Genomic DNA, 23,566 nt, shown 5'->3' with positions numbered 1-23,566 from the left:
ACGTCCCCCGCCGCAGCAGACTAGGAGCAGTCTTGCGCGAGTTCAGCCTTCCGGCTCTCTACGAGGTAGCGCCCGAAGCGAACCTCACCGATCTGATCCACCGGAACGCCGAGCGGACTCCCGACGCGGCCGTGATCAGCCGCAAGCTGGGCGGGTCCTGGCGGGATCTGACCGCGTCCCAGTTCCTCGCCGAGGTCCACCGGACCGCCAAGGGCCTGATCGCCGGCGGTGTGCAGGCCGGCGACCGGGTCGCCCTGATGTCCCGCACCCGCTACGAGTGGACCCTGCTGGACTTCGCCATCTGGTGCGCGGGGGCGATCACCGTCCCGGTGTACGAGACCTCCTCCGCCGAGCAGGTGGAGTGGATCCTCGGCGACTCCGGCGCGGTGGCCTGCGTCACCGAGACCGCCGCCCACGAGCGGACGGTCAACCAGGTCCGGGACCGGCTGCCGCAGTTGAAGCAGGTCTGGCAGATCGAGGGCGGCGCCGTCGAGCACCTCCAGGCGGAGGGCCACGACCTGGACTCCGCACTGGTCCACCAGCGCCGGGCCACCCTGGGCGCCGACTCCATCGCCACCATCGTCTACACCTCGGGCACCACCGGGCGGCCCAAGGGCTGCGCGCTGACCCACCGCAACTTCCTCCACGAGTGCGGCAACATCGTCGCCGACCTGCCGCAGCTCTTCCGCACCGGCGAGGCCTCGGTGCTGCTCTTCCTGCCGCAGGCGCACGTGCTGGGGCGGATCGCGGAGATCGCCTGCGCGGTCGCGCCGATCCGGCTGGGCCACCTCTCGGACGTCAAGGAGGTCACCGCGGAGCTGGGCGCCTTCAAGCCGACCCTGATCCTCGGCGTCCCCCGGGTCTTCGAGAAGGTCTACAACACCGCGCGGGCCAAGGCGCAGGCCGAGGGGAAGGGCAAGATCTTCGACCGGGCGGCGAAGATCGCCATGGACCACAGCCGGGCGCTCGACGAGGGCAAGCCGGGGCTGCGGCTCAAGGTCGAGTACAAGACCTTCGACAAGCTGGTCTACAGCAAGCTGCGGGCGGCGCTGGGCGGCCGGGCCACCCACGCGATCTCCGGCGGAGCGCCGCTCGGCGAGCGGCTCGGCCACTTCTACCGCGGCATCGGCTTCACCGTGCTGGAGGGCTACGGGCTCACCGAGACCTGCGCGGCGACCGCGTACAACCCGGCCGACGGGCCGGTGATCGGCTCGGTCGGGCGCCCGCTGCCGGGGTCGGCGGTGGCCATCGCGGACGACGGCGAGGTGCTGCTGGCCGGGCCGCAGGTGTTCACCGGGTACTGGAACAACCCGGAGGCGTCGGCCGAGGCGCTGCGCGGCGGCTGGTTCCACACCGGGGACATCGGGACACTGGACGACAAGGGCTTCCTGAAGATCACCGGGCGGAAGAAGGAGATCATCGTCACGGCGGGCGGCAAGAACGTCGCGCCCGCGGTGATCGAGGACCGGGTGCGGGCCCATCCGCTGGTCGGCGAGTGCATGGTGGTCGGGGACGGCAAGCCGTTCGTGGGCTGCCTGGTGACGCTGGACCGGGAGTTCCTCCCGACCTGGCTGAAGCTCCACGACAAGCCGGAGACGCTGAGCGGGGCCGCGCTGATGTCCGACCCGGACGTGCTGGCCGGCGTCCAGGAGGCGATCGACGACGGCAACCGCGCGGTGTCGCACGCGGAGGCGGTGAAGAAGTTCCGCCTGCTGGACACCGAGTGGACCGAGGAGGGCGGCTACGTCACCCCGTCGATGAAGCTGAAGCGCGCGGTCGTGATGCGGGACTTCGCGGGCGAGGTGGAAGCGCTGTACGCGCGCTGACGGCGGGGCGGTGAGCCCGTAGGGCGAATTAGGGGCGCGGGGAACTGCGCGGCCCGCCGCGAACGGCGCCGCACCCGGCAACGGAGTACGGGTTGCAACCCAGTCGCCGTTGCCAGGCGCGGCGCCGTAGATGCCTGGGCGCGCAGTTCCCCGCGCCCCTTACCTGCGCCTGCGGCGCTGCGCCTACGGCGCGAATTCCCGGGCCTGGGGCGCACGCCGCTGCGCGGTGACGGGCGGCTGGGTGGGGGGAGCCGACGTCGTCGCGCGCCACAGCCGCCTCGCGCCCCACAGCGTCGCGACGGCCAGCAGCGCATTGCGGACGGTCAGCACGACGACGCCCAGCGGATGCCCGGAGACCACGTCGCCGAAGAGGACCGGGAACTCGACGGTGGTGAGCGCCGCGGCCGGCAGCAGCAGCCAGGCGACCGGCCGCTGGCTGCTCCCCGGCATCAGCAGGCAGACCGCCGCCAGCCCGAGCAGCCAGACCAGGTACTGCGGGCTGATCACCCTGCTGGTCGCGGTGAAGAGCAGCAGCGCGACCAGCGCCGCGTCGAACGGCGTCGCCGCCGACCACCGCCGCGCGCGCCAGCGCCACAGCAGCAGCCAGCCGAAGGCGGCCGCGGTCAGCGCCACCGACGCCTTGGCCACCACCCCGACCCCCGGCCCGAGGAACTCCAGCGAGCCGTAGTTCATGCTCACCGAGCCCGGCCAGCCGAAGGCCCGCGCGATCTGGAAGACGATCCCGCCGAGCGACTCCACCTCCACCCCGCGGTTCTCCTGGAACCCGAGGAACGCGTACGCCCCGTGCGCCGCCACGGCGAAGAAGAAGCCCAGCGCCAGCACCGACGCCGCGCAGGCGACCACCGCGTCCCGGAAGCGCCGTCCGCGCGGCAGGCCGAGCACCGTCAGCACCGGCCACACCTTGAGCATCGCGCCCAGCCCGGCCAGCGCGCCGCCGACGGCCGGCCGGCGGACCGAGAGGAGCAGCGCGGCCACCGCGACCGCGGTCACCACCAGGTCGTACCGGGCGTAGACGGTCGGGCCCAGCAGCGGTACGCCGATGAGCCAGTACCAGGCCCCGGCGGCGCGCCTGCCGCGCGAGGCGCGGCGCAGCAGCCAGGCCGCCGCCGCGTCGAACGCCGCCACCAGGGCCAGGAAGCCGGTCAGGTAGGAGCAGCCGAGGGCGGCCGCCAGCGCCCCCGGGAGGATGATCACCACCGCCGCGGCCGGCGGGTACTGCCAGGTGACGTCGTCCATCGGGAACGTCCCCGAGCGCAGCACCTCGAACCAGCCGCGATAGATCACCGAGACGTCGCTGGTCACGTCCATCGCCGAGATCCGCAGCGGGCCGACCGCCATCGCCACGACCAGCGCGCGGGTCGCGCACCACAGCGGCCAGTAGACCCAGGCCGAGCGTGCGACCCCGCCGAGTACCGAACGGTGGGCGGGTTCGGGCGGCACGGCGGGCTCCTTGCGGGGAGGAGGGTGTCGGTGAACGGCATCGACGCCGACGGACCGATTCGTAGCAGACAATGTTCAAGAACAGCTGAGAACGCTGCCCTATCGTACGGACCAGCGATCTGCGAACCGAGCATCCGAGGGGACGCGCCGCCGCGCATGGACAAGACGCTCATCGTCACGAACGACTTCCCGCCGAGGCCGGGCGGGATCCAGACCTTCGTCCACTCGATGGCCCTCCAACTGCCCCCGGAGAAGCTGGTCGTCTACGCCTCCACCTGGAAGGACGGCGCCGAGGTCGCGCGGTTCGACGCGGTGCAGCCGTTCCCGGTGATCCGGGACCGGACCCGGATGATGGTGCCGACGCCCCGGGTGACCCGGCGGGCCGCGGAGATCCTCCGGGCCGAGGGCTGCACCTCGGTCTGGTTCGGCGCGGCGGCGCCGCTCGGGCTGATGGCGCCGGCCCTGCGGAGGGCCGGGGCGCGGCGGATCGTCGGCATGACCCACGGCCATGAGGCGGCCTGGGCGCAGCTGCCCGGCTCGCGGCAGCTGCTGCGCCGGATCGGCGCCGGCACCGACACCCTCACCTACCTCGGCGAGTACACCCGCTCCCGGATCGCCTCGGCGATCGGACCGGAGGCGGCGGCCCGGATGGCGCACGTCCCGCCGGGGGTGGACGACTCGGTCTTCCGGCCGGACTCGGGCGGGGACAAGGTGCGGGCGCGGCTGGGGCTGACCGACCGCCCGGTCGTCGTCTGCGTCTCCCGGCTGGTGCCGCGGAAGGGGCAGGACACCCTGATCCGGGCGCTGCCGGAGATCCTGCGGCGGGTGCCGGAGACGGTGCTGCTGATTGTCAGTGGCGGGCCGTATCGTGCGGACCTGGAGAAGCTGGCGGCGGAGACGGGGGTGTCGGAGAGCGTGCGGTTCACCGGGGCCGTGCCGTGGGACGAGCTGCCCGCGTACTACGGCGCCGGGGACGTCTTCGCGATGCCCTGCCGGACTCGGCGCGGGGGGCTGGACGTGGAGGGGCTGGGGATCGTCTACCTGGAGGCCTCGGCCACCGGCCTGCCGGTGGTGGCCGGCGACTCGGGCGGGGCGCCGGACGCGGTGCTGGACGGCGAGACGGGTTACGTGGTGGGCGGACGGGACGTGGGGGCGGTGGCCGCCCGGGTCGCCGAGCTGCTGCTCGACGCCGGGCTGCGGCGGCGGATGGGCGAGGCCGGGCGGGCCTGGGTGGAGGGCACCTGGCGCTGGAACATCCTGGCGGAGCGGCTGGCGGCGCTGCTGTGACCGACGCGGGGGCGGAGGCGGGGGCAGGCGCGGGCGCGGGCAGCGGCGCGGGCGCCGGCCCGGGGGGAGGGCCTGCCGCGGGGGCGGACGAAGCCGACTTCACCCCCGAGCAGACGGCCCGGGCGCGCGCCCTGCGGCGGGCCGCCGTGCCGGTCGCGCTGGGCGGGCGGACGGCCGGGCTGGCGCTCAGCGCGCTGCTCGGATTCACCGGGGCCGGGCCGTGGTTGACGGTCCGGGCCGGGGAGCTCCTCGGCGGCGGGCGGCAGGCGCGGATCGTCGCGGGCGCCGTGGTGCTGCTGCTGGCCGGGCAGCTGCTGGGGCTGCCGTTCGCGGCCCGCGGCCGGGTGGTGCGGCAGCGGTTCGGGCTGGTCACCCAGGGCTGGGCCGGCTGGTGGGTGGACGTGGCGCGGGGCTTCGCGCTGAGCGCGGTGCTCGGGATCGCCGCCGCGGAGGGGGTGTACGCGCTCGCCGGGTGGTCGGAGCGGTGGTGGTGGCTGCCGGCCGCGGGCGCGGCGGCGGTGCTGGCCGTGGTGATGTCCTTCCTCTGGCCGCTGCTGGTGGAGCCGCTCTTCAACCGCTTCACGCCGATGCCGGAGGGCGGACTGCGCGGCCGGCTGCTGGAGTTGGCGGAGCGACAGGGCGTACGGGTGCGGGACGTGCTGGTCGCTGACGCGTCCCGGCGGACGACCGCGCTGAACGCCTACGTCTCCGGGCTGGGCGCGACGCGGCGGATCGTGGTCTACGACACGCTGCTGGCGACCGCTGCCGAGCGGGACGTCGAGCTGGTCGTGGCACATGAGTTGGGGCATGTCGTCCACCGGGACGTCACCCGGGGCATGCTGCTGGGCGCGCTCGGCGCGGCGGCCGCGGTGTGCGTGGTCGGGCCGCTGGCGGGGGTGCTGGCCGGCCCGGTGGCGGGGCCGCTCGCGGGCGACTGGACGGTCTCCGACCCGCGGTCGATGGCGCTGCTGATGGCGCTGGCCGCGCTGGGGGGCGCGGTGGCGGGGCCCGTGCAGTGCGCCGTGAGCCGGCGGATCGAGCGGCGGGCGGACGTCTTCGCGCTGGACGCGACGCGCGATCCGGAGGGCTTCATCGCCATGCAGCGGGCGCTGACCGTGGCCAACGTCGCCGAGCCGGACCCCCCGCGCTGGCTCAGCGTCCTCTTCGGCACCCACCCGACGCCGTCCCAGCGGGTGGCGCTGGCGCGCGGCTGGGCGCGGGGCGGAGCGCGGCGGTAGCGCGGGGCGGGCGGCGGCTCGCCGACCGTCGGCGTCTGCGGGCTAGGGTCGGCTGGGCGCGCAGTTCCCCGCGCCCCTGTTTTCGCGCCTTCGGCGCTGCAATCCGGGGCGCGGGGAACTGCGCGCCCAGCGGAAGCTCAGCCCATCGCCGTGCGGACGTACGCGCGCCACGCCGAGGTGAACTCGGCCGGCGAGACGCCCAGTTCGGCGTGGAGGGCCGAGGAGACCGCCGCGCTCTGCGTATGCCGCGCGGAGGACGCCACCGCGCGGTAGAGCGCGCGCAGCCGCGGCTCGCCCCAGCGGTCGGCCACGTAGCGGCAGGCGAGCCAGGCCTCCTCATAGGCCTGCGGCAGCCGCGGCGCCGTGGACGCGAACTCCGCGTCGGTGGGCAGCGCCCGCGGCGCGCGACCCGCGCGGATGTCCGCCGCCAGCTCCGGCGCGATCTGGCGCGCGCTGCGGCCGGTCGCCGCGTACGCGGTCCAGTCCGCCGCGCCCTCGGCGAGCCAGCGCGGGGTCCACGGCTCGGTGATGGCCCGGGTCGCCGCGTGGGTGGTCTCGTGGGTGATCACGACCTGCTGCCCCAGCGCGCTCAGCCCGTCGTACGCCTGCGGGTTGACGATCACCCGGTCGGCCGGCGCCGTCCCGGCGCCCAGCTCGCCGGTGGTGACCGCGGCGATCGACTGGTAGGCCCGCGGTTCGGCGCTCAGCAGGTCCGCGAACTGGTCGAGGTCCGCGGGGGCCAGCAGCACCGTCCGCCCCGGCCAGCCGCCGCTGCTCGCGCCGCTCCCCCAGACCCGTTCGACCATCGGTGCGGCCGCGTCGGCGACCTCGGCGAGCGCCCGCAGCAGCGGCACCGGCCGCAGCCCCAGCACCAGTGAGCGCCGGCCGCGCACCACCCGTACCGCGCCCTGGTCCCAGAGCTGGACGTCGCCGTGGAGGCCGGCGGCCGCGCCGTCGCTGTCCGAGGAGACCAGCCACCGGCCGGACCGCCGGACCAGGGTGAGGTACTGGGTCGAGGTCAGCGGGCGGGTGTCGTAGCCGCGCAACCGGTGGTCGAGTTCGATCCGCGCGGCCAGCCGCCGTTCCGCGGGCTGGCCGGGTGCCGCGGCCTGGGCCAGCGCGGGCAGCGGGAAGGCGTCCACGGCCACCAGCCGGTACCGCCACTCGGCCAGCGGCACGGCCGCCAGGTTCGCGGTCAACGCGCCCTGCGCCGCCCGGAACCTGGGCTCCGCCTGGGGGTCGACGGTGGCCAGCAGCCGCCCGCGGTCGTGCGCCAGCACCGCCGCCGCGCGCTCGCGGAGCAGCGCGTCGACGCCGGAGCGGTCGGTCTCGTCCAGGGCCAGCGGGGCGGCGGCGTCGGTGTCCGGGCCGAGTCGGCCGTCCGACGCGGGGCCGTCGGCCGAGTCGGGCAGCGCCCGGGCCGCGTACGCCCCGGCCGCGCCGACGGCGAGACCGCCCGCGATGCCGGCGCCGAGGAGCAGCGCCCGGCGGCGCGAGGGGTGCCCGGCAGGGGGCGTGCCGCCCCGCTGACCGGGAAGGGGCTCGCGGCTCCGATCCCGCTCGCGCTCCCGCTCGCGATTCTCGTCCTCGTCGGAGGCGCTCGGTTCCGCGCTCATACCCGGACCACGGATTCCACCGGCATGGCGGTCACCCGGTCGTAGCGGACCGAGGAGCCGGAGTGCGGTGCGTGGACGACCATGCCGTTGCCCATGTACATCCCGACATGGTGCCGGTCGCCGTAGTAGATGACCAGGTCGCCGGGGCGGGCCTGGGAGAGGGGGATCCGCTGCCCGGCCCCCGCCTGGCCCTGCGAGGTGCGCGGCAGGGTCACCCCGGCGTGCCGCCAGGCCCAGTACATCAGCCCGGAGCAGTCGAAGGAGCCGGGACCGGTGGAGCCGTAGACGTACGGGCGGCCCAGCGCGGCGCGCACGGCGGCGACCGCCGCGGCGGCCCGGGGATCCGGGGCGCCGGCGCCGCCCGCGTTCGCCAGCGCCGCGTCGGCGGCCTGGGCGGCCGGGTCGGAGAGGCCGTCGGCGCCCCCGGCCCTGCCGTTGACGGCTGCCTCCACCGCCGCCCGCTGCCGGGCGTCCAGCGAGGAGAGCAGCGCCCGTGCCGCGGCGAGCCGGCCCTGCACGGCGGACTTCGCCCCGGCCAGCTGCCCGCGCAGCCGCTGGAGCTCGGCGAGTTGACGTTCCGCCAGGTCACGGTCGCGGTCGAGGCGCCGCTGCCGCTCCTCGATGGCGTGCACCCGGTCGGCGGTGCGGGCGTCGGCGCGGTCCAGGGCGTCGGCCCGGTCGAGGTACTCCTCGGGCCGGCTGTCCAGCATCAGCTGGAGGGTGGGCGGGACGGCGCCGTCCCGGTACTGCGCCCCGGCCAGCGCGCCGAGTTCGTCGACCGCGCCGTTGAGCTGCTCCTGCTCGACGGCGATCCGCTGCTGGACGTCCGCGACCCGGTCCTGGACCTGCTCGCTCTCCTCCTGCACGGCGTCGTAGCGCTGACCGGACCGCTCGGCCTGCTCGTAGAGCGACTGGAGGCGCTGCGCCGGGTCGCCGGCGCCCGCCGCCGCCCCCGGCCCGCCCGGGGCGGCGAGCGCGCTGCCGCCGCCGGCCAGCGCCGCCGCGGCCGCGGCCACGGTGAGGGCGAGGGTGCGCCCGGCCCCGCCGCCAAGGAAGGGAACGGCTCGGGCCCTGGCCCGTCGATGCGACGCCATCGCGCGAACTCCCTTCACCCGTGAGCCCCGTGGGTACGAGCGCTGACGTTAGCGAGAAGAGGGCGCCTGGTCCAAACCCCCCACCGGGCGAAAATTCGGGCGGCACACGTACGAATTGACGATCTGCCAGCTCAGCGCGGGTCTCCGGGCCCGAGCGGAAATCCGCGGCAGGGGCGGCACGCGGAGACGCGCGCGGCCCGGCCCTCCGCGAGGAGGACCGGGCCGGGTGGTCGAGCGGGGGAGGCTCAGACGCGGCGGACGGTGACCACGCTGCCGATCGTGGAGATCGACTCGTAGCGGACCACGGCGCCGGTGTGCGGGGCGTGGAGGACCACGCCGTTGCCGGCGTACATCCCCACGTGCTCACCGCCGTTGAAGATGACCAGGTCGCCGACCTGGGCCTCGGAGAGCGGCACCGAGGTGCCGACGTTCTCCTGGGCGTACGAGGTGCGCGGCAGCGAGACGCCGGCCTGCTCGTAGGCCCACATCATCAGGCCGGAGCAGTCGAAGTTGCTCGGGCCGGTCGCGCCGAAGACGTAGGCGTCGCCGAGGCGGGTCTTGGCGGCGGCGAAGGCGGCGGCAGCGGCGCCGGAGGAGGCGGTACCGCCGACGTGGCTCGCGGCGTCGTTGACCGCGGAGGCCTCCTGCTGCTGGAGCTTCTGACGCTCGGCCGCGGTCAGCGAGCTGAGCTTGGCCTGCGCGGCGGCCAGCTTCTTCTGCACGTCGCTCTTGGCGGACGCCAGCTGCTTGGCGGTGGACTGCAGGCCGGCCAGCTTGGCCTCGGCCTGGGCCTTCTCGCGGGCGAGACCGGCCTGCTGCTGCTTCAGCTGGTTCAGCATGTCGGTCTGCTGGGTGGTCAGCTGGTCCAGCGAGGAGGCCTTCTGCAGGTAGCTGGAGGGGTCCGAGGACATCATCAGCTGGACGGTGGGGTCGACGGCGCCGGTGCGGTACTGCGAGGCGGCGAGCGAACCGAGGTTCTCCAGCGAGGTGTTGACCTGCGACTGCTGCTTGGCGACCTCGTTCTCGAGCAGATCGACCTGCTTCTGCTCCTGCGCGAGTTGGGCCTTCGCGCCGTCGTACTTCTGGATCGCGCCGTCCGCCTGGTCGTTGAGCTTGTTGACGTCGGCCTTGACCTGCGACAGGGATTCCTTGGGCGCGGCCTGGGCGGCCGTGTTCGCGGACATCGCGACGGCGGCCGCCGCCGTGACACCGAGCACGGCGGCCCGGGCGCGGCGGTTGGGGTTCTTGGGTCGGCGGTGGGACGCCACGAAGGCGAGCTCCTTCTTCCTACGACCGCCTACCGGGTGAGCTGACGGGTTCGGGCTGGAAGACTGCCCTACGACGCCTCACGTCCCCGACCCGGAAGCCGCTCTAGCGCGGTGAGGCGCTCGCGTGTCCCGGGCCGCCTGGGGGCGACCTGGCGCCGATTCACCCCGGGGAGATTGGTTCCCCGGCTCCGGTGTCCGATGCTCCCCCGAGCGCCGCCTGGACTCTCGTCCCGGGCCTCGCTCCGCATCCTCCACCAGACTCGGCGGTAACCGGCGCTGCCACCCGGGCGGGTGATCGACTTGGCGCAGGTTCGGAGCCAGAGACTAGTAACAGGAATGTGATCCCTTCAAATCCCCGAAAGTAAAAAGTCTCCCTAGTTGCAACTCCGGTCGGAAATCACGACACGGCGTAGCCGCGCCCCTACCGAGGCGCGACCACGCTACCGCCATCTTCGGCTCACGGAGGGCGAATTCGGACATCTCACCGGATTGCCTGACGGCCCGTGAGACGCGTCACACGGACGCCTGATTCTCCCTCATCTCGGGTTCACGACGGGATCACATACGCCGAACGGCGGTCACCGACCCGATCGTGTCGATGGACTCGAGTCGGACGTACGCCCCCGGATAGGGGGCGTGGAGGATCATGTACTGCCCCGAGGAGTTCTTCCCGGCGTAGAGCCCCACGTGCTCACCGCCGAGCATCACCACGATGTCCCCGGGCTGCGCGTCGGCCAGACCGCTCACCGCGCTGCCGACCGTCTCGTCCGAGTAGGAGTAGTGCGGCAGCGAGATGCCCTCCTGCGCGTAGGCCCACTGGACCAGGCCCGAGCAGTCGAAGGAGCTCGGCCCGGAGGCGGCCCAGACGTACGGAGAGCCGATCTTGGTCTCCGCGGCCGCCAGCGCCCGCGCGCCGACCGACCCGGAGGCGGTGGACCCCGACCCCGTGGTCGAGCCCGAGCCCGAACCCGAGGAGGACTGCGCGACCTTCCGCCGGGCCGCCTTCTCCGCCGCGGCCTGCTGGGCGGCGGCCTGCTGGGCCGCCTTGCGGGCCGCGGCCTCCTGCGCCGCCCGCTCGGCCGCGGCCTTGCGGGCCAGCTCCGCGCGCTGCTGCGCGGTCAGCTTCTGCAGCATCCGCTGGGCCTGGGCCAGCTTCTGCTGCGCGGTCTGCCGGGCGGCTGCCATCGCCTCGGTCTGCTGCTGCTGGGCCTCCAGGGCACTGCCGGCCTTGTCCCGGGCGGCCCGCAGGGTCTGCTCCTGGGACTGGAGCTGGCGGAGCATCCCGGCCTGGGCCCGGTCCACCTGCTGCACGGTGGAGGCGCGGCTGAGGTAGTCAGTGGGGTCCTTGGCGGTGAGCATGCCGACGGTCTGGTCGAGGCCGCCGTCCCGGTACTGCGCGGCGGCGATCGCGCCGATCCCCTCCACCTGCTTGTTCACCGCGTCCTGCTGGTCGGCCACGTCGTTCTGGGCGGCGTTCACCTGCTGCTGCATCTGCCGGCGCCTGGCCAGGGCGCCGTTGTACTGCTCATCGGCGGCGCCGGCCTGCTGGCGCAGGCTGTCCACCTGCTTCTGCACCTGGGCCAGCTGGGTGGCGGTGTCGGCCTCGGCGGTCCCGGACCCCGCTCCCGAGGACAGGGCCACCGCCGCGGCCGCCGCCGCGGTGACCACGCCGGCTCGCGCACGGCTCGGGGGTGCGGGGCGGCGGTGCTGGGCTCCACGCGGCTTACGCGGCATCTCCGGTATCTCCGGGGTCTCCGGCAACTGCGACAAGCTGCATCGCTTCCTTACTCCTGGCCGCCTGCCGAGGAGGTTGCCGCGGAAGACCGGAGGGCGCCACGGGCATGCGCGCCCGCGCGGACCAACCAGCCGCGGATCCTGGCTCCGGGGCGGCACCCCCCGCTTGCCGGGCCGGATTCGGCGGGAACCTCCCTGGTCGTCCCGTTTGGCCGACCAACTTCCGGAGGTTCGGCGGAGACACTAGTGGGAGCGGTGTACGACTGTCATGTCAGTCATACGAATCCGCCTCGTTCTTCACAGAAGCCCCGGCGCCAACAGGGGTGAGTTGGGGGCGCTTTGACGTCTTGTCGACTTCGAACGGCTTGCGGACCACCGCCGGCCCCCGCCCCTGACCGGCGGCGTCGACGGGCCGCCCGCTCCCGGCGGCGCGCCCCGGCCGGCTCAGCCCCTGGCGAGACGCTTCAGCAGCATGGTGGACGGCACCGGGCGTGCGCCTGCCCTCTGCACGCCGTCCGCGACCTCCCGGTCCGAGGAGACCACCGTCACCGCCCGGCCCGCCGGCTCGGCCCGGACCAGTCGGCGGATCAGCTCGTCCGCCGTCTCCCCCGACCGGCTGAAGAGCACCCGTACCCCCCGTGGCGGGGCCAGCAGCACCGGTACGTCCAGATCCTTGCCGTCGAAGACGCAGGTGACCTCGGCCCCGGACTGCGAGGCCAGATGGGACAGCCCGCCCAGCAGCCGCAGCCGCTGCTTCTCCAGCGGGATCTGCGGATAGCCGGTCTTGGTCACGTTGTAACCGTCGACCACCAGATGCGCCTGGGGCAGCGCCAGCAGCTGGTCGAGCAGCTCCGGGTCGTCGCCGGCCAGCGCCCGGCGGGCGACGTCGTGCGGGGAGGCGGAGGCCGGGGCGACCGCGTCCACGGTGTCCGCCGGACGCATCGTGGACGGCGGCAGGCCCAGCTCGCGCTGCAGCCCGGCGGCCGCCTGCTGCACGGTGTCCAGCAGCAGGCGCAACCGCATGTCCTCCACGCTGCGGCCCTCGCGGGCGGCCCGGCGGGCGGCCTCCACGGAGGCCTCGGCGTCGGCGAGGCGGTTGCGCAGCCGGCGCGCCTCGGCGTCGGCCGTGCTGCGCTCGGCGGCGGCCGCGGCCCGTACCGCCTCCAGATCGGCGACCGCCCGGCGGGCGGCGGCCTCGGCGCGGCGGGTGTCCGCCTCCAGCCGGCGCAGCCGGCGGTGGAGGGACTCGATCTCCTTGCGGGCCGCGTCCGTCTCGGCGCGGGCCCGGTCCTGGTCGGAGCGGTGGGCGGAGCGCAGCGCGGCGATCTCCGCGTGCAGCTTCTCCACCAGGCGGTTGGCCTCGACGGCGGCGCCCTCCGCCTCCGCGCGCTCCACCCGCTCGCCGGTCTCGTTGACCAGCCGCTCCCAGCCGGGGGTGCGCAGCAGATAGGCGGCGGCCGCGACGTCCAGCGGATCGGCGGCGGCCGGCGGGGCGCCCTCCTCCAGCGCGGCCACCAGCTCCGGCTGGGCGGCGCGGAGGAGATCGGCGATCCGGGAGCGGAAGGCGGGCTCCGCCTCCAGGGCGGCGGCCAGCGCGTTGGCGGCGTGCTTCATCCGACGGGAAGGGGTGAACTTCACGTACCGGCGGAGGCCGATCGGCAGCTCGGCGAAGGGCACGGCGGCCAGCCCGTCCGAGGCCAGCCCGACGACCCGCCGCCGCACCCCCTCGACCAGGGGGCCGACGCCCGGCTGCTCCTCCTGCCGCGCGACGGGGGGCGCGGCGGCGTCGGTCCGCGGCGCCGAAGTGGCAGCCGACGGTGCCGCGGCGTCAGCAGACGGTGCCGCCGCGTCAGTCGGCGGTGCTGCCGCGTCAGTCGGCGGGTCTTCGGGCAGAGGCGCGGGGGCGGGGCTCGGCCGGTCTCTGTCCACCACGTTCCCTGCTCCGATCCATCGTCCGCGTTCCCTTCCGTGCGGCCCGTCCAGACGATTGTCTCGCGAAACGGTGCCTGCCCGGGCGAGGCAGGGCCGGGCGGGGGGCCACCGGGCGGCCCCGGCCGGCCCGACGGCCCGTCAGCCCTGCGGCCCCGGCGCCTACTCGGCGACCGAGGCGGCCTCCGGGCCGGGGCGGTCGACGAGCTCCACCTGGTCCACCGCGTTGCACCAGCGGCAGCGCACGGACTCCACGGTCTCGCTCAGCACCTGGGTCTCCTCGACCTTCGGCTCCCCGGCGAGGTCGAGGTGGACGAAGTCCACGGCGTGGGTGGTACGGGTGACGTCGAAACGGGTCAGATTGCCGCACAGGGTGCAGCGCCAGCGGGTCGCATCGGTGGGCGCGGGGACGGGCATGGGTGACTCCTCGGTCGAACCAGGCAAACCGGCTGTTGTGACCTGCACCTTAGAGCCTGCTGCCGACATCCCACACTCCACCCCCGTAGACCGGTCGTGAGCACGCCCGTTCCCCCACACGCCGCACGCACGATGCCCGGCTCCCCCCGCCACGGAATGATCTCCCTATGGTGCAGCGTCTCCGGCTTCCCCGGCTCCCCCGCCCGGTGGAGGAATTCGTGCGCTGCGTACGCCGCAGCCCCTTCATCCCCGTGATGACGTACTGCCTGATCGCCGTCAATGTGGCGGTGTTCGTGATCGGGCCGGTCTCCGGGCTCAATCCGCTCTACTACGGGCACTCCTCGGCCTGCGTGCAGCAGGACTACTTCCGGGAGTGGGGGGTCATCCCCAGCGAGCTGCTGAACAACCAGCCCGCCGCGCTGGCCGGCACGGCCGCCTGCCCGAGCTCGCCGCACGCCGAGCCGAAGATCCCCGCGCTCTCCGTCCTCACCGCCATGTTCGTCCACGGCGGCTGGCTCCACCTGGCCGGGAACATGCTCTTCCTCTTCGTCTTCGGCGCGATGGCCGAGGAGCGGATGGGCCGGGCGCCGTTCCTCCTCTTCTATCTGGCGGTCGGCTACCTGGCCACGTACGGCTACGCGCTGGTGGAGATGGGGACGCCGAACGCGAGCCAGACGCTGGTCGGCGCGTCCGGCGCGATCGCCGGCGTCCTCGGCGCGTATCTGCGCCTCTATCCGAAGGCCAGGATCACCAGCCTGATCCCCCTCTTCTTCTTCATCCCGCTGCGCTTCCCGGCCTGGCTGGTGCTGGGGCTGTGGTTCGTCCTGCAGTGGGTCTCGTCCGGGAGCGGTTCCGGGGTCGCCTACCCGGCGCACCTGATCGGCTTCACGGTCGGATTCCTCTGGGCCTGGCTGAGATATGTCGGTCTGCCGCGGCGGCTACGCTGGCTCTGACCGAACCCCCGCTCAGGTGTTGCCCAGGAGCCCATGTGATCACCGCGATCGTCCTCATCAAGACCGATGTCGACCGGATCCCCGAGATCGCCGAGACGATCGCCGCACTGGACGGCGTCAGCGAGGTGTACTCGGTGGCCGGCGGCTACGACCTGATCGCGATGGTCCGTGTACGGGCGCACGAGGACCTCGCGGACGTCATCCCGGGCAAGGTCAACAAGATCCCGGGCGTCGCCCACACCGAGACGCACATCGCGTTCCGCACATACTCCGAGCACGACCTGGAGGCCGCGTTCGCGCTGGGCCTCGACGAGTAGCGGAGCGCCGGCGCCGCAGGCGCACCTCAGGGGCGCCTGCGGCGCTGCGTCCGGGGGCTCAGGCGGCGTGGATGCGGGTGTCGGGGACGCAGCGGCCGGCTTCCGTCCGGTAGGACCAGCGCGCGCCGTCGGAGACGAGCTCCTTGACGGCCGTGACGAAGCGGTCCACGTGCTCGGTCGGGGTGCCGGCGCCGAAGGAGACCCGGATGGCGTTCAGCGAGCGCTCGCCGTCCCTGCCCTCCGGCGCCCCGCACTCGGACGGCGCCTCCTCCTCCGCGCCGAGGAGATGCCGCACCAGCGGGTGGGCGCAGAACAGCCCGTCCCGCACGCCGATCCCGTACTCCGCCGACAGGGCGGCGGCGAAGTGCGAGGAGTTCCAGCCGGAGACGACGAAGGAGAGGACGCCGACCTGGGGGTGCCCGTCCCCGAAGAGCGAGAGCACCTTCACCTCCGGCACCTCCGCCAGCCCCGCCCGCAGCCGCGCCAGCAGCTCCTGCTCGCGCGCGGCCAGCGTGTCCAGCCCGGCCTCGGTCAGCGCCCGGCAGGCCGAGGCGATGGCGTAGGCGCCGATCACGTTCGGCGAGCCGGCCTCGTGCCGGGCCGCGCCCTGGTGCCACTCGACGACGACCGAGCCGTCCGCCTCCCTGGCCACGCTGCGCGAGGCGCCGCCGCCGGCCAGATAGGGCTCGGCCGCGTCCAGCCAGTCCTGACGGCCCGCCAGCACGCCCGCCCCGAAGGGCGCGTAGAGCTTGTGCCCGGAGAAGGCGACCCAGTCCACGTCCAGCTCGCGCACCGACACCCGGTGGTGCGGGGCGAGCTGGGCGGCGTCCAGGACGATCCGCGCGCCGTGCCGGTGGGCGACCTCGGCGAGCTCGGCGACCGGCCAGATCTCACCGGTGACGTTGGACGCCCCGGTCACGCACACCAGCCGCGGCCCCTCGGTGCCGCGCAGCGCCTCCTCCAGCGCGGCGACCGCCTGCCGGGGGGAGCGCGGGGCGCGCAGGTAGTCGACGGTCAGTCCGGCGCGCCGCCAGGGCAGCAGCGAGGCGTGGTGCTCGGTCTCGAAGGCGAAGACGGCCGTGCCGGCCGGCAGCACGGAGGCGAGGAGGTTGAGCGAGTCGGTGGTGGCGCGGGTGAAGACCACCTGGTCGCCCTCGCGGAGGTCGAGGAACTCGGCGACGGCGGCCCGGCTCTGCTCGAAGAGGTCGGTGGAGAGCTGCGAGAGGTACCCGGCCCCGCGGTGGACGCTGCCGTAGTAGGGGGCGTACGCGGCGACGTCGTCCCAGACGCGCTGCAGCGCGGGGGCGCTGGCGGCGTAGTCCAGCGCGGCGTAGACCACCTTCTCACCGGTGACCAGCGGGACCTCGACGTCGCGACCGAGGACGGGGAGCGGGGTACAGGCGGCGACAGAAGCGGAGGAAGACGACATAACGGGCACTCCAGGGCGTGAGGTACCGCGGCGGCGGCGGTAAGAGATGACATCGCGTCAGCACGCGCGGGGGTACGGCGGAACGCGCGGATACCGGGGGCGGCGACGCGGGGGGTACGGCGAAGTGGGAGGCGCCTCGGCCTCTAACGCATTCGCTTGATCATCAACAGCACTCCTCGGAGACCCAGGACCCCGAGAGCAGGGTCCGCGCTTGCCGATGCGGACGTGTTTCCGCTCGACCTGGTCATCACCCGGGGCACCCCGCCACGGACGGAGGGTTGCCGGACAGCCGGCCGGGGCCTTCTCGCTGTCACTCGTGACCTGCTGGGAAGTATGCCACAGGGCTCCCGCGCTGGGACGCGCGTCCCACTTTTCGAGATGCCGCCGGGGCTACGCCCCGCTATGAGCCCGAAGGGCGAATCGAGGGGCGCGGGGAACTGCGCGCCCGGGCAGCCACGGCGGCGCACCCGGCAACGGCCGCCCGGTTGCAACCCGGACTCCGTCGCCGGACGCGGCAGCCCGCAGCGCTGGGCGCGCAGTTCCCCGCGCCCCTCGAGTTGCTTCGCAACTCCCGGGGATCACCCCGCCGCGCGCGCCGTCGCCGCGCTCCAGCGCGCGAGGACCTCCCGCGCCGCGCCGGAGTCGATGGACTTCGCCGTACGCTCCATCGCCGCGGCCAACTGCTCCTCCAACGGCGTCGCCGCAGGCGCCAGCGCGACCAGCGCCGCCGCGCTGTTCAGCACGACCGCGTCCCGCACCGCCCCCCGCTCCCCCGCCAGCACCTTCCGCGCGACCTCCGCGTTGAACGCGGGATCCGCCCCCCGCAGCGCCTCGATGTCCACCAGCGGGATCCCCACGTCCCGCGGATCGAAGACGGTCTCCCGGACGTCCCCGTCCCGGACGATCCACACCCGGGAGGTCCCGGTCGTGGTCAGCTCGTCGAGGCCGTCGTCGCCCCGGAAGACCAGCGCGGACGAGCCCCGCTCGGCCAGCACCCCCGCCATGATCCCGGCCATCCGCCGGTCGAAGACGCCGATCGCGGAGGCCCGCACCCGGGCCGGGTTGGTCAGCGGGCCGAGGAAGTTGAAGACGGTCGGCACCCCGAGCCCGCCGCGGGCCGGCCCGGCGTTGCGCATCGAGGGGTGGAAGACCGGCGCCGGGCAGTAGGTGATCCCCGCCTCGACGGCGATCCCGGCCACCTTCTCGGCCGGAACCGCCAGGTTCACCCCGAGCTTCTCCAGCACGTCCGTCGCGCCGCTCCGGGAGGACGCCGCCCGGTTGCCGTGCTTGACCACCCGGGCGCCCGCCCCGGCGGCGACGATCGCGGACATGGTGGAGATGTTCACCGTCTTGGCCCGGTCGCCGCCGGTGCCCACGATGTCCACGGTCTCGCCGGGCACCTCGATCGTCGTGGCATGCCCGTACATCGACCGGACCAGGCCCGCGACCTCGGCGACCGTCTCCCCCTTGGCGCGCAGCGCCACCAGGAAGCCGGCCATCTGCACCGGAGTGGCGGCCCCGGTCATCATCTCGTCCATCGCCCAGGCGGTGGTCTCCTCGGAGACGTCCTCTCCGCGGATCAGCGAGGTCAGCAGGTCGGGCCAGTTGCGCACCTGCGCGGGCTCGATGCCGCTCTTCGCAGGTCGCAACTCAGCCATGGCTTCTCTCCAGCGGACGGGCCCCTATAGAAAGGGGACGGGGACTACACCCTCCACCCTATCCACCCGACGGCCCGCCCCGCCCCGGCCTCAGCCCGCCGCGGCGAATGATCGTGCGGAGCGCCCCAGCAGCTCGGCGGCCGTGGAGGCCAGCACCGACGGGTCCACCGGGGCCGGCACCGCAGCGTCCGCCCGGCTCCAGCCGGCCAGCCAGGCGTCCTGCGGCCGCCCGATCAGCAGCAGCACCGGCGGGCAGCCGTAGATCTCGTCCTTCAGCTGCCGGCAGACGCCCATTCCGCCGGCCGGCACCGCCTCGCCGTCCAACACCACCAGGTGCACCGGCACTTCGCCCTTGGCGTGGAGGTCCATGGAGCGGAGGACGGCCGGCACGGTGGCGCACTCGATATAGCGGAACTCGACTCCGCCCGCGCCCCCGGCCGCGGAGCGGCGCCCCAGGGCCAGCCGGACCTGCTCACGGGTGTTCCGGTCGTCGCTGTACACGAGGACGGTGGCCTGCGCGGGCATCCCCGCGCTCGCGCCGGACGCAGCTGCCATGCGGACAACCCCCTGGGGTCTGTGACTCGTGTGCCCCCGCTCGCCCAGTGTGACGGCGGTCGCACCCTGCACCTGCACTGCCGAGCGATGCTACGCCGATCTCCGACGCGGCGTCAGTCCTGGCGCGTACGGCGGCATCTCTTCATCATTTAGAGGGACGGCCGGTACGGTGAGCCCGGCGCTCCCCCGGCGCGTCGCGCCCGGCCCCCGGCCCCGAGCGCCCTCCAGGACGCCCTGACAGGCCCTCCGGAAACCTGAAGGGGCGTCAGCTTCCTGGCCCGCCCCGGGCCCTGAGCGGCCTCCGGGCCGACGACCGGCGGCGGAGCGGTGGCCGGAGGGTACGCCACACCCGGGACACACCCGGGAAGGACCCCCGGCGTGAAGGCGGAATAAGGGACCGACATAATGTCGGTCGTGGCGACAGCAACTGCAGTAGAAACCGGGCACGCACACGGGTCGGTCAACCGGCCGAACCTCGTCAGCGTCGGAACCATCGTCTGGCTGGCTTCCGAGCTGATGTTCTTCGCGGCCCTCTTCGCGATGTACTTCACGCTCCGATCGGTGACCGGCACGGCGTTTTGGCACGAGCACAATCAACATCTCGATGTGCCGTTCGCGTCGGTGAACACGACGATCCTGGTGCTCTCTTCACTCACCTGCCAGATGGGTGTCTTCGCCGCCGAGCGCGGCGACGTGAAGAAGCTGCGCGCCTGGTTCATCGTCACCTTCATGATGGGCGCGATCTTCATCGGCGGTCAGATCTACGAGTACACGGACCTGGTGAAGAAGGACGGCATCTCGCTGTCCTCGGACCCGTTCGGATCGGTCTTCTACCTGACCACCGGGTTCCACGGGCTGCACGTGACAGGTGGTCTGATCGCCTTCCTGCTCCTCCTCGCCCGGACCTACGCGGCGAAGCGCTTCACGCATGAGCAGGCCACGGCCGCGATCGTGGTCTCTTACTACTGGCACTTCGTCGATGTGGTCTGGATCGGACTCTTCGCGACGATCTACCTCATCAAGTAGGCAGCGGGCCGATTGGACCGTCCCCCGGCGACCGCGGGCGGTCCCGACCGACCGACCTGACGGTCACCCAGACACCAGACGCTCAGATCCTCAACCGGGGTTAATCCGTGAAAAAGCTCTCCGCACGACGGCGCCACCCACTGGCGGCGCTCGTCGTCCTACTCTTCGCGCTCGCGGCCACCGGGGGGCTGTATGCCGCTTTCGCGCCCGCCGGCTCGGCTCAGGCAGACACCTCCTCGCAGTCACTCGCGATCGAGCAGGGCAAGAAGCTCTTCGCGACCGGCTGCTCGAGCTGCCACGGCCTGAACGGACAGGGCAGCAGCGACGGGCCCAGCCTGGTCGGCGTCGGCTCCGCGGCGGTGGACTTCCAGGTCGGCACCGGCCGCATGCCGGCGCAGCAGCCCGGCCCGCAGGTGGAGAAGAAGAAGAACATCTACTCCCAGGCCGAGATCGACCAGATGGCGGCCTACGTGGCCTCCCTCGGCCCCGGTCCGTCCATCCCGTCCAAGTCGGACTACACGACGACGGACCCGCAGGCGGTCTCCCAGGGCGGAGAGCTGTTCCGCACCAACTGCGCGCAGTGCCACAACTTCGCCGGTGAGGGCGGTGCGCTGAGCGGAGGCAAGTTCGCGCCGTCCCTCAAGGGCGTCAGCCCCAAGCACATGTACGAGGCGATGCTGACCGGGCCGCAGAACATGCCGTCCTTCCCGGACAGCACGATGCCGCAGAAGCAGAAGCAGCAGATCATCGCTTTCGTCGAGCACACCACGTCCACCGACAACCCCAACTACGGCGGTCTGAGCCTGGGACGGCTCGGCCCCGTGACCGAGGGCCTGTTCGGCTGGATCTTCGCTCTGGGCGCGCTGATCGGCGTCGCCATCTGGATCGCCGCCCGGACCACCAAGGCCAAGAAGTCATGAGTAGCCAGGACAACATGTCTGAAGACAACCTGCCTGAGGCCGTAGAGCCACACGGCGACGGCGTCGCGGTGAGCGACGACCCGTTCGCCGACCCGGGTCTGCCCCCTCACGAGCCCCGCCGCACCGACATCGATGAGCGTGCGGCCCGTCGGGCCGAGCGCCAGGTGGCGTTCCTCTTCGTCATCTCCATGCTGGCGACCATCGCCTTCCTGGTCGCATACGCGACGCTCGGCAACTCGAAGATCATCTACGTCTGGCCGTTCGGCCACGTCCTCGCGATGAACTTCACGCTGGGTCTGACCCTGGGCGTGGCGCTGTTCTGCATCGGCGCGGGCGCGGTCCACTGGGCCCGCACCCTGATGTCCGACGAGGAGCACCCCTCCGAGCGGCACCCGATCGAGGCCCCCGAGGACGTCCGCGCGAAGGTCTTCGCGGACTTCAAGCAGGGCGCCGAGGAGAGCGGCTTCGGCCGCCGCAAGCTGATCCGGAACACCATGATCGGTGCGATGGGCCTGCTGCCGCTGAGCGCGCTCTTCCTCTTCCGCGACCTGGGCCCGCTGCCCGAGAAGAAGCTCGAGCAGACCGCCTGGAGCCGCGGCAAGCTGCTGGTCAACATGAACACCGACGAGCCGATCAAGGCCTCGGACATCGAGACCGGTTCCCTGACCTTCGCCAAGCCGCAGGGCGTGGAGGAGGACCAGGAGGACTTCCAGGAGGTCATGGCCAAGGCCGCCCTGATGCTCGTCCGGATCCAGCCGGAGGACATCAAGTCCCGTCAGACCGCTGACTGGGGCTACCAGGGCGTCCTCGCCTACTCCAAGATCTGCACCCACGTGGGTTGCCCGATCAGCCTCTACGAGCAGCAGACCCACCACGTCCTCTGCCCGTGCCACCAGTCGACGTTCGACCTCTCGGACGGCGGCAAGGTGATCTTCGGCCCGGCCGGCCACCCGCTGCCGCAGCTGCGGATCGCGGTGAACGACCAGGGCTACCTGGAGGCGCTCGGGGACTTCAGCAAGCCCGTCGGCCCCGGTTACTGGGAGCGCAGCGCATGACCACGACACACGGGACACACGGTGCTGCCGCCACGAACGGCTCTTCGTCGGCAGCGGCCCCCACGAAGCCGGCCTCGCCGGGCGAGAAGGCGGCGGACTGGCTGGACGGCCGGCTGGGGATCTACACCCTGGCCAAGTCCAACCTGCGGAAGATCTTCCCGGACCACTGGTCCTTCATGCTGGGCGAGATCTGCCTCTACAGCTTCATCATCATCATCCTGACCGGCGTCTACCTGACGCTGTTCTTCAACCCCAGCATGGGTGAGGTCGTCTACCACGGCTCCTACACCCCGCTGGACGGCATCCGGATGTCGGAGGCCTTCAAGTCGGCGATGGACATCAGCTTCGATGTCCGCGGCGGCCTGCTGATCCGCCAGATCCACCACTGGGCGGCGATCGTCTTCGTGGCGGCCATGGTCGTCCACATGATGCGCATCTTCTTCACCGGTGCGTTCCGCAAGCCGCGTGAGATCAACTGGCTGTTCGGCTTCCTGCTGCTGTTCCTCGGCATGTTCGACGGCTTCATGGGCTACTCCCTCCCGGACGACCTGCTGTCCGGTACGGGTATCCGCTTCATGGAGGGCGCGATCCTGTCCGTGCCGATCGTCGGCACGTACATCCAGATGTTCCTGTACGGCGGCCAGTTCCCCGGCACGGACATCATCCCGAGGTTCTTCACCATCCACGTGCTGCTGATCCCGGGCATCATGCTGGGCCTGCTGGTGGCCCACCTGATCCTGGTCTTCTACCACAAGCACACCCAGTGGGCGGGCCCCGGCAAGAGCGAGAAGAACGTCGTCGGCATGCCGCTGATGCCGGTCTACATGGCGAAGGCGGGCGGCTTCTTCTTCCTGGTCTTCGGCGTCATCGCGGCGGTCTCCGCGGTCGCCACGGTCAACCCGATCTGGATGTTCGGCCCCTACCGGCCGGACCAGGTGTCCACCGACGCGCAGCCCGACTGGTACATGGGCTTCTCCGAGGGCCTGATCCGCATCATGCCGGGCTGGGAGCTCCACACCTGGGGCCACACCTGGGAGTTGGGCGTCTTCATCCCGCTGGTGGTCTTCGGTCTTGTGATGGTCGCGATCGGTGTCTACCCCTTCATCGAGGGCTGGATCACCGGCGACAAGCGCGAGCACCACATCCTGGACCGCCCGCGCAACGCCCCGGTCCGCACCGGCATCGGCGCCGCCTGGGCCGCCGAGTACATCCTGCTGCTGGTCGCGGGTGGCAACGACCTCTTCGCCACCCACTTCCACCTGTCGATCAACGCGATCACCTGGGTCAGCCGGATCGGCTTCTTCGTCCTGCCGGTCATCGTCTTCATGGTGACCAAGCGCTGGTGCCTCGGCCTCCAGCGGCGGGACAAGGAGAAGGTCCTCCACGGCCGCGAGTCCGGCGTCATCAAGCGCCTGCCGCACGGTGAGTTCATCGAGGTGCACGCCCCGCTGGACCAGGCGGACCTCCACACCCTCACCGCGCACGAGCAGCTGAAGCCCGCCGAGCTGCCGGCGGCGGTGGACGAGAACGGCGTCAAGCGCAAGGTGACGGCCAGTCAGAAGCTGCGGGCGAAGCTGTCCCGCGGGTACTTCGGCGAGACCGGCCAGATCCCCAAGCCGACCGCAGAGGAGCACGCGGAGATCACCTCCGGCCACGGCCACCACTGACGCGCGAAGCGCGCGTAGCTCGCCACAAGGGCCCGGTTCCCCCCTCGGGGGGCACCGGGCCCGGCTGTTCGCCCCGGATTCGCGCAGCGAATCAAGGGGCGCGGGGAACTGCGCGC

At 72.9% G+C, this 23,566-nt stretch carries 19 protein-coding genes and 2 riboswitches; of the genes, 9 read left to right on the top strand and 10 right to left on the bottom strand.

Annotated elements, in window-relative coordinates; translation table 11 throughout:
- Window positions 1-32 precede the first annotated feature (32 nt).
- A complete protein-coding gene (locus BS73_RS28420; protein ID WP_037577259.1) occupies window positions 33-1,826 on the top strand; it encodes an AMP-dependent synthetase/ligase in 1,794 nt (597 codons plus the stop codon).
- A 183-nt stretch (window positions 1,827-2,009) separates the two neighbouring features.
- Here BS73_RS28420 and BS73_RS28415 read toward each other — a convergent pair whose 3' ends face one another.
- Window positions 2,010-3,287: a glycosyltransferase family 87 protein gene (locus tag BS73_RS28415; RefSeq protein WP_051940977.1), complete on the bottom strand. Its 1,278-nt coding sequence runs from the start codon at window positions 3,285-3,287 to the stop codon at window positions 2,010-2,012.
- 156 nt (window positions 3,288-3,443) lie between these two features.
- Here BS73_RS28415 and BS73_RS28410 point away from each other — a divergent pair, with 156 nt between their 5' ends.
- Together BS73_RS28410 and BS73_RS28405 are read left to right on the top strand one after the other, a co-directional pair.
- A complete protein-coding gene (locus BS73_RS28410) occupies window positions 3,444-4,574 on the top strand; it encodes a glycosyltransferase family 4 protein (protein WP_037577256.1) in 1,131 nt (376 codons plus the stop codon).
- Window positions 4,571-5,812 (top strand): M48 family metalloprotease, encoded by a 1,242-nt coding sequence (locus tag BS73_RS28405; protein ID WP_084704418.1) that lies wholly within the window; start codon window positions 4,571-4,573, stop codon window positions 5,810-5,812. Before BS73_RS28410 ends, BS73_RS28405 begins: the two co-directional genes overlap by 4 nt.
- Window positions 5,813-5,949: 137 nt before the next feature.
- On the opposite strand, the gene BS73_RS28400 is transcribed toward BS73_RS28405, so the two are convergent.
- From BS73_RS28400 to BS73_RS28375, 6 genes are all read right to left on the bottom strand, one after another.
- The gene (locus BS73_RS28400; RefSeq protein ID WP_152617755.1) at window positions 5,950-7,428 is read right to left on the bottom strand and encodes a hypothetical protein; all 1,479 of its coding nucleotides are present in this window, start codon (window positions 7,426-7,428) and stop codon (window positions 5,950-5,952) included.
- Complete coding sequence (locus BS73_RS40510) at window positions 7,425-8,522, bottom strand: C40 family peptidase (RefSeq protein ID WP_037577253.1); 1,098 nt, start codon at window positions 8,520-8,522, stop codon at window positions 7,425-7,427. Before BS73_RS40510 ends, BS73_RS28400 begins: the two co-directional genes overlap by 4 nt.
- Window positions 8,523-8,767: 245 nt before the next feature.
- Window positions 8,768-9,790: a C40 family peptidase gene (locus BS73_RS28390; protein WP_037577251.1), complete on the bottom strand. Its 1,023-nt coding sequence runs from the start codon at window positions 9,788-9,790 to the stop codon at window positions 8,768-8,770.
- Window positions 9,791-9,800: 10 nt separating this feature from the next.
- Window positions 9,801-9,994: riboswitch (cyclic di-AMP (ydaO/yuaA leader) on the bottom strand.
- A gap of 354 nt (window positions 9,995-10,348) precedes the next feature.
- Window positions 10,349-11,560 (bottom strand): C40 family peptidase, encoded by a 1,212-nt coding sequence (locus tag BS73_RS40765; protein ID WP_152617754.1) that lies wholly within the window; start codon window positions 11,558-11,560, stop codon window positions 10,349-10,351.
- Window positions 11,561-11,968: 408 nt separating this feature from the next.
- Window positions 11,969-13,258: an NYN domain-containing protein gene (locus tag BS73_RS28380; protein ID WP_037581493.1), complete on the bottom strand. Its 1,290-nt coding sequence runs from the start codon at window positions 13,256-13,258 to the stop codon at window positions 11,969-11,971.
- Window positions 13,259-13,615: 357 nt separating this feature from the next.
- Window positions 13,616-13,870, bottom strand: coding sequence for a hypothetical protein (locus BS73_RS28375; protein WP_037577249.1), 255 nt, complete (start codon window positions 13,868-13,870; stop codon window positions 13,616-13,618).
- A gap of 167 nt (window positions 13,871-14,037) precedes the next feature.
- Between BS73_RS28375 and BS73_RS28370 the strand changes: the two genes are divergently transcribed.
- Both BS73_RS28370 and BS73_RS28365 read left to right on the top strand, forming a co-directional pair.
- The gene (locus BS73_RS28370; protein ID WP_084704417.1) at window positions 14,038-14,823 is read left to right on the top strand and encodes a rhomboid family intramembrane serine protease; all 786 of its coding nucleotides are present in this window, start codon (window positions 14,038-14,040) and stop codon (window positions 14,821-14,823) included.
- Between the two features lie 35 nt (window positions 14,824-14,858).
- Window positions 14,859-15,140, top strand: coding sequence for an Lrp/AsnC family transcriptional regulator (locus BS73_RS28365; RefSeq protein ID WP_037577246.1), 282 nt, complete (start codon window positions 14,859-14,861; stop codon window positions 15,138-15,140).
- Between the two features lie 58 nt (window positions 15,141-15,198).
- Here the strand turns inward: BS73_RS28365 and BS73_RS28360 are convergent, their stop codons facing one another.
- From BS73_RS28360 to BS73_RS28350, 3 genes are all read right to left on the bottom strand, one after another.
- Window positions 15,199-16,569, bottom strand: a complete 1,371-nt coding sequence (locus BS73_RS28360) for an aminotransferase class V-fold PLP-dependent enzyme (RefSeq protein WP_037577243.1) — start codon at window positions 16,567-16,569, stop codon at window positions 15,199-15,201.
- A gap of 202 nt (window positions 16,570-16,771) precedes the next feature.
- A riboswitch (SAM riboswitch) is annotated at window positions 16,772-16,891 on the bottom strand.
- Window positions 16,892-17,147: 256 nt separating this feature from the next.
- Window positions 17,148-18,227: an anthranilate phosphoribosyltransferase gene (trpD, locus tag BS73_RS28355; protein WP_037577241.1), complete on the bottom strand. Its 1,080-nt coding sequence runs from the start codon at window positions 18,225-18,227 to the stop codon at window positions 17,148-17,150.
- A gap of 90 nt (window positions 18,228-18,317) precedes the next feature.
- Window positions 18,318-18,752 carry a response regulator transcription factor gene (locus BS73_RS28350; RefSeq protein WP_037577238.1) on the bottom strand — a complete coding sequence of 145 codons (435 nt, stop codon included), beginning with the start codon at window positions 18,750-18,752 and terminating at the stop codon, window positions 18,318-18,320.
- 435 nt (window positions 18,753-19,187) lie between these two features.
- Between BS73_RS28350 and ctaE the strand changes: the two genes are divergently transcribed.
- The 4 genes from ctaE (at window position 19,188) to qcrB (ending at window position 23,450) form a co-directional block, all read left to right on the top strand.
- The gene (gene ctaE, locus BS73_RS28345; protein WP_037577236.1) at window positions 19,188-19,808 is read left to right on the top strand and encodes an aa3-type cytochrome oxidase subunit III; all 621 of its coding nucleotides are present in this window, start codon (window positions 19,188-19,190) and stop codon (window positions 19,806-19,808) included.
- 107 nt (window positions 19,809-19,915) lie between these two features.
- Window positions 19,916-20,728, top strand: coding sequence for a cytochrome bc1 complex diheme cytochrome c subunit (gene qcrC, locus BS73_RS28340; RefSeq protein ID WP_037577234.1), 813 nt, complete (start codon window positions 19,916-19,918; stop codon window positions 20,726-20,728).
- Window positions 20,725-21,783 carry a cytochrome bc1 complex Rieske iron-sulfur subunit gene (gene qcrA, locus BS73_RS28335; RefSeq protein ID WP_037577231.1) on the top strand — a complete coding sequence of 353 codons (1,059 nt, stop codon included), beginning with the start codon at window positions 20,725-20,727 and terminating at the stop codon, window positions 21,781-21,783. Before qcrC ends, qcrA begins: the two co-directional genes overlap by 4 nt.
- A complete protein-coding gene (gene qcrB / locus BS73_RS28330; RefSeq protein WP_037577229.1) occupies window positions 21,780-23,450 on the top strand; it encodes a cytochrome bc1 complex cytochrome b subunit in 1,671 nt (556 codons plus the stop codon). The genes qcrA and qcrB overlap by 4 nt, the downstream gene beginning before the upstream one ends.
- Window positions 23,451-23,566: the final 116 nt, after the last annotated feature.

This window comes from Phaeacidiphilus oryzae TH49, from assembly GCF_000744815.1.
Lineage (GTDB): Bacteria > Actinomycetota > Actinomycetes > Streptomycetales > Streptomycetaceae > Phaeacidiphilus > Phaeacidiphilus oryzae.
This window is presented reverse-complemented; position numbering and strand designations above follow the sequence as displayed.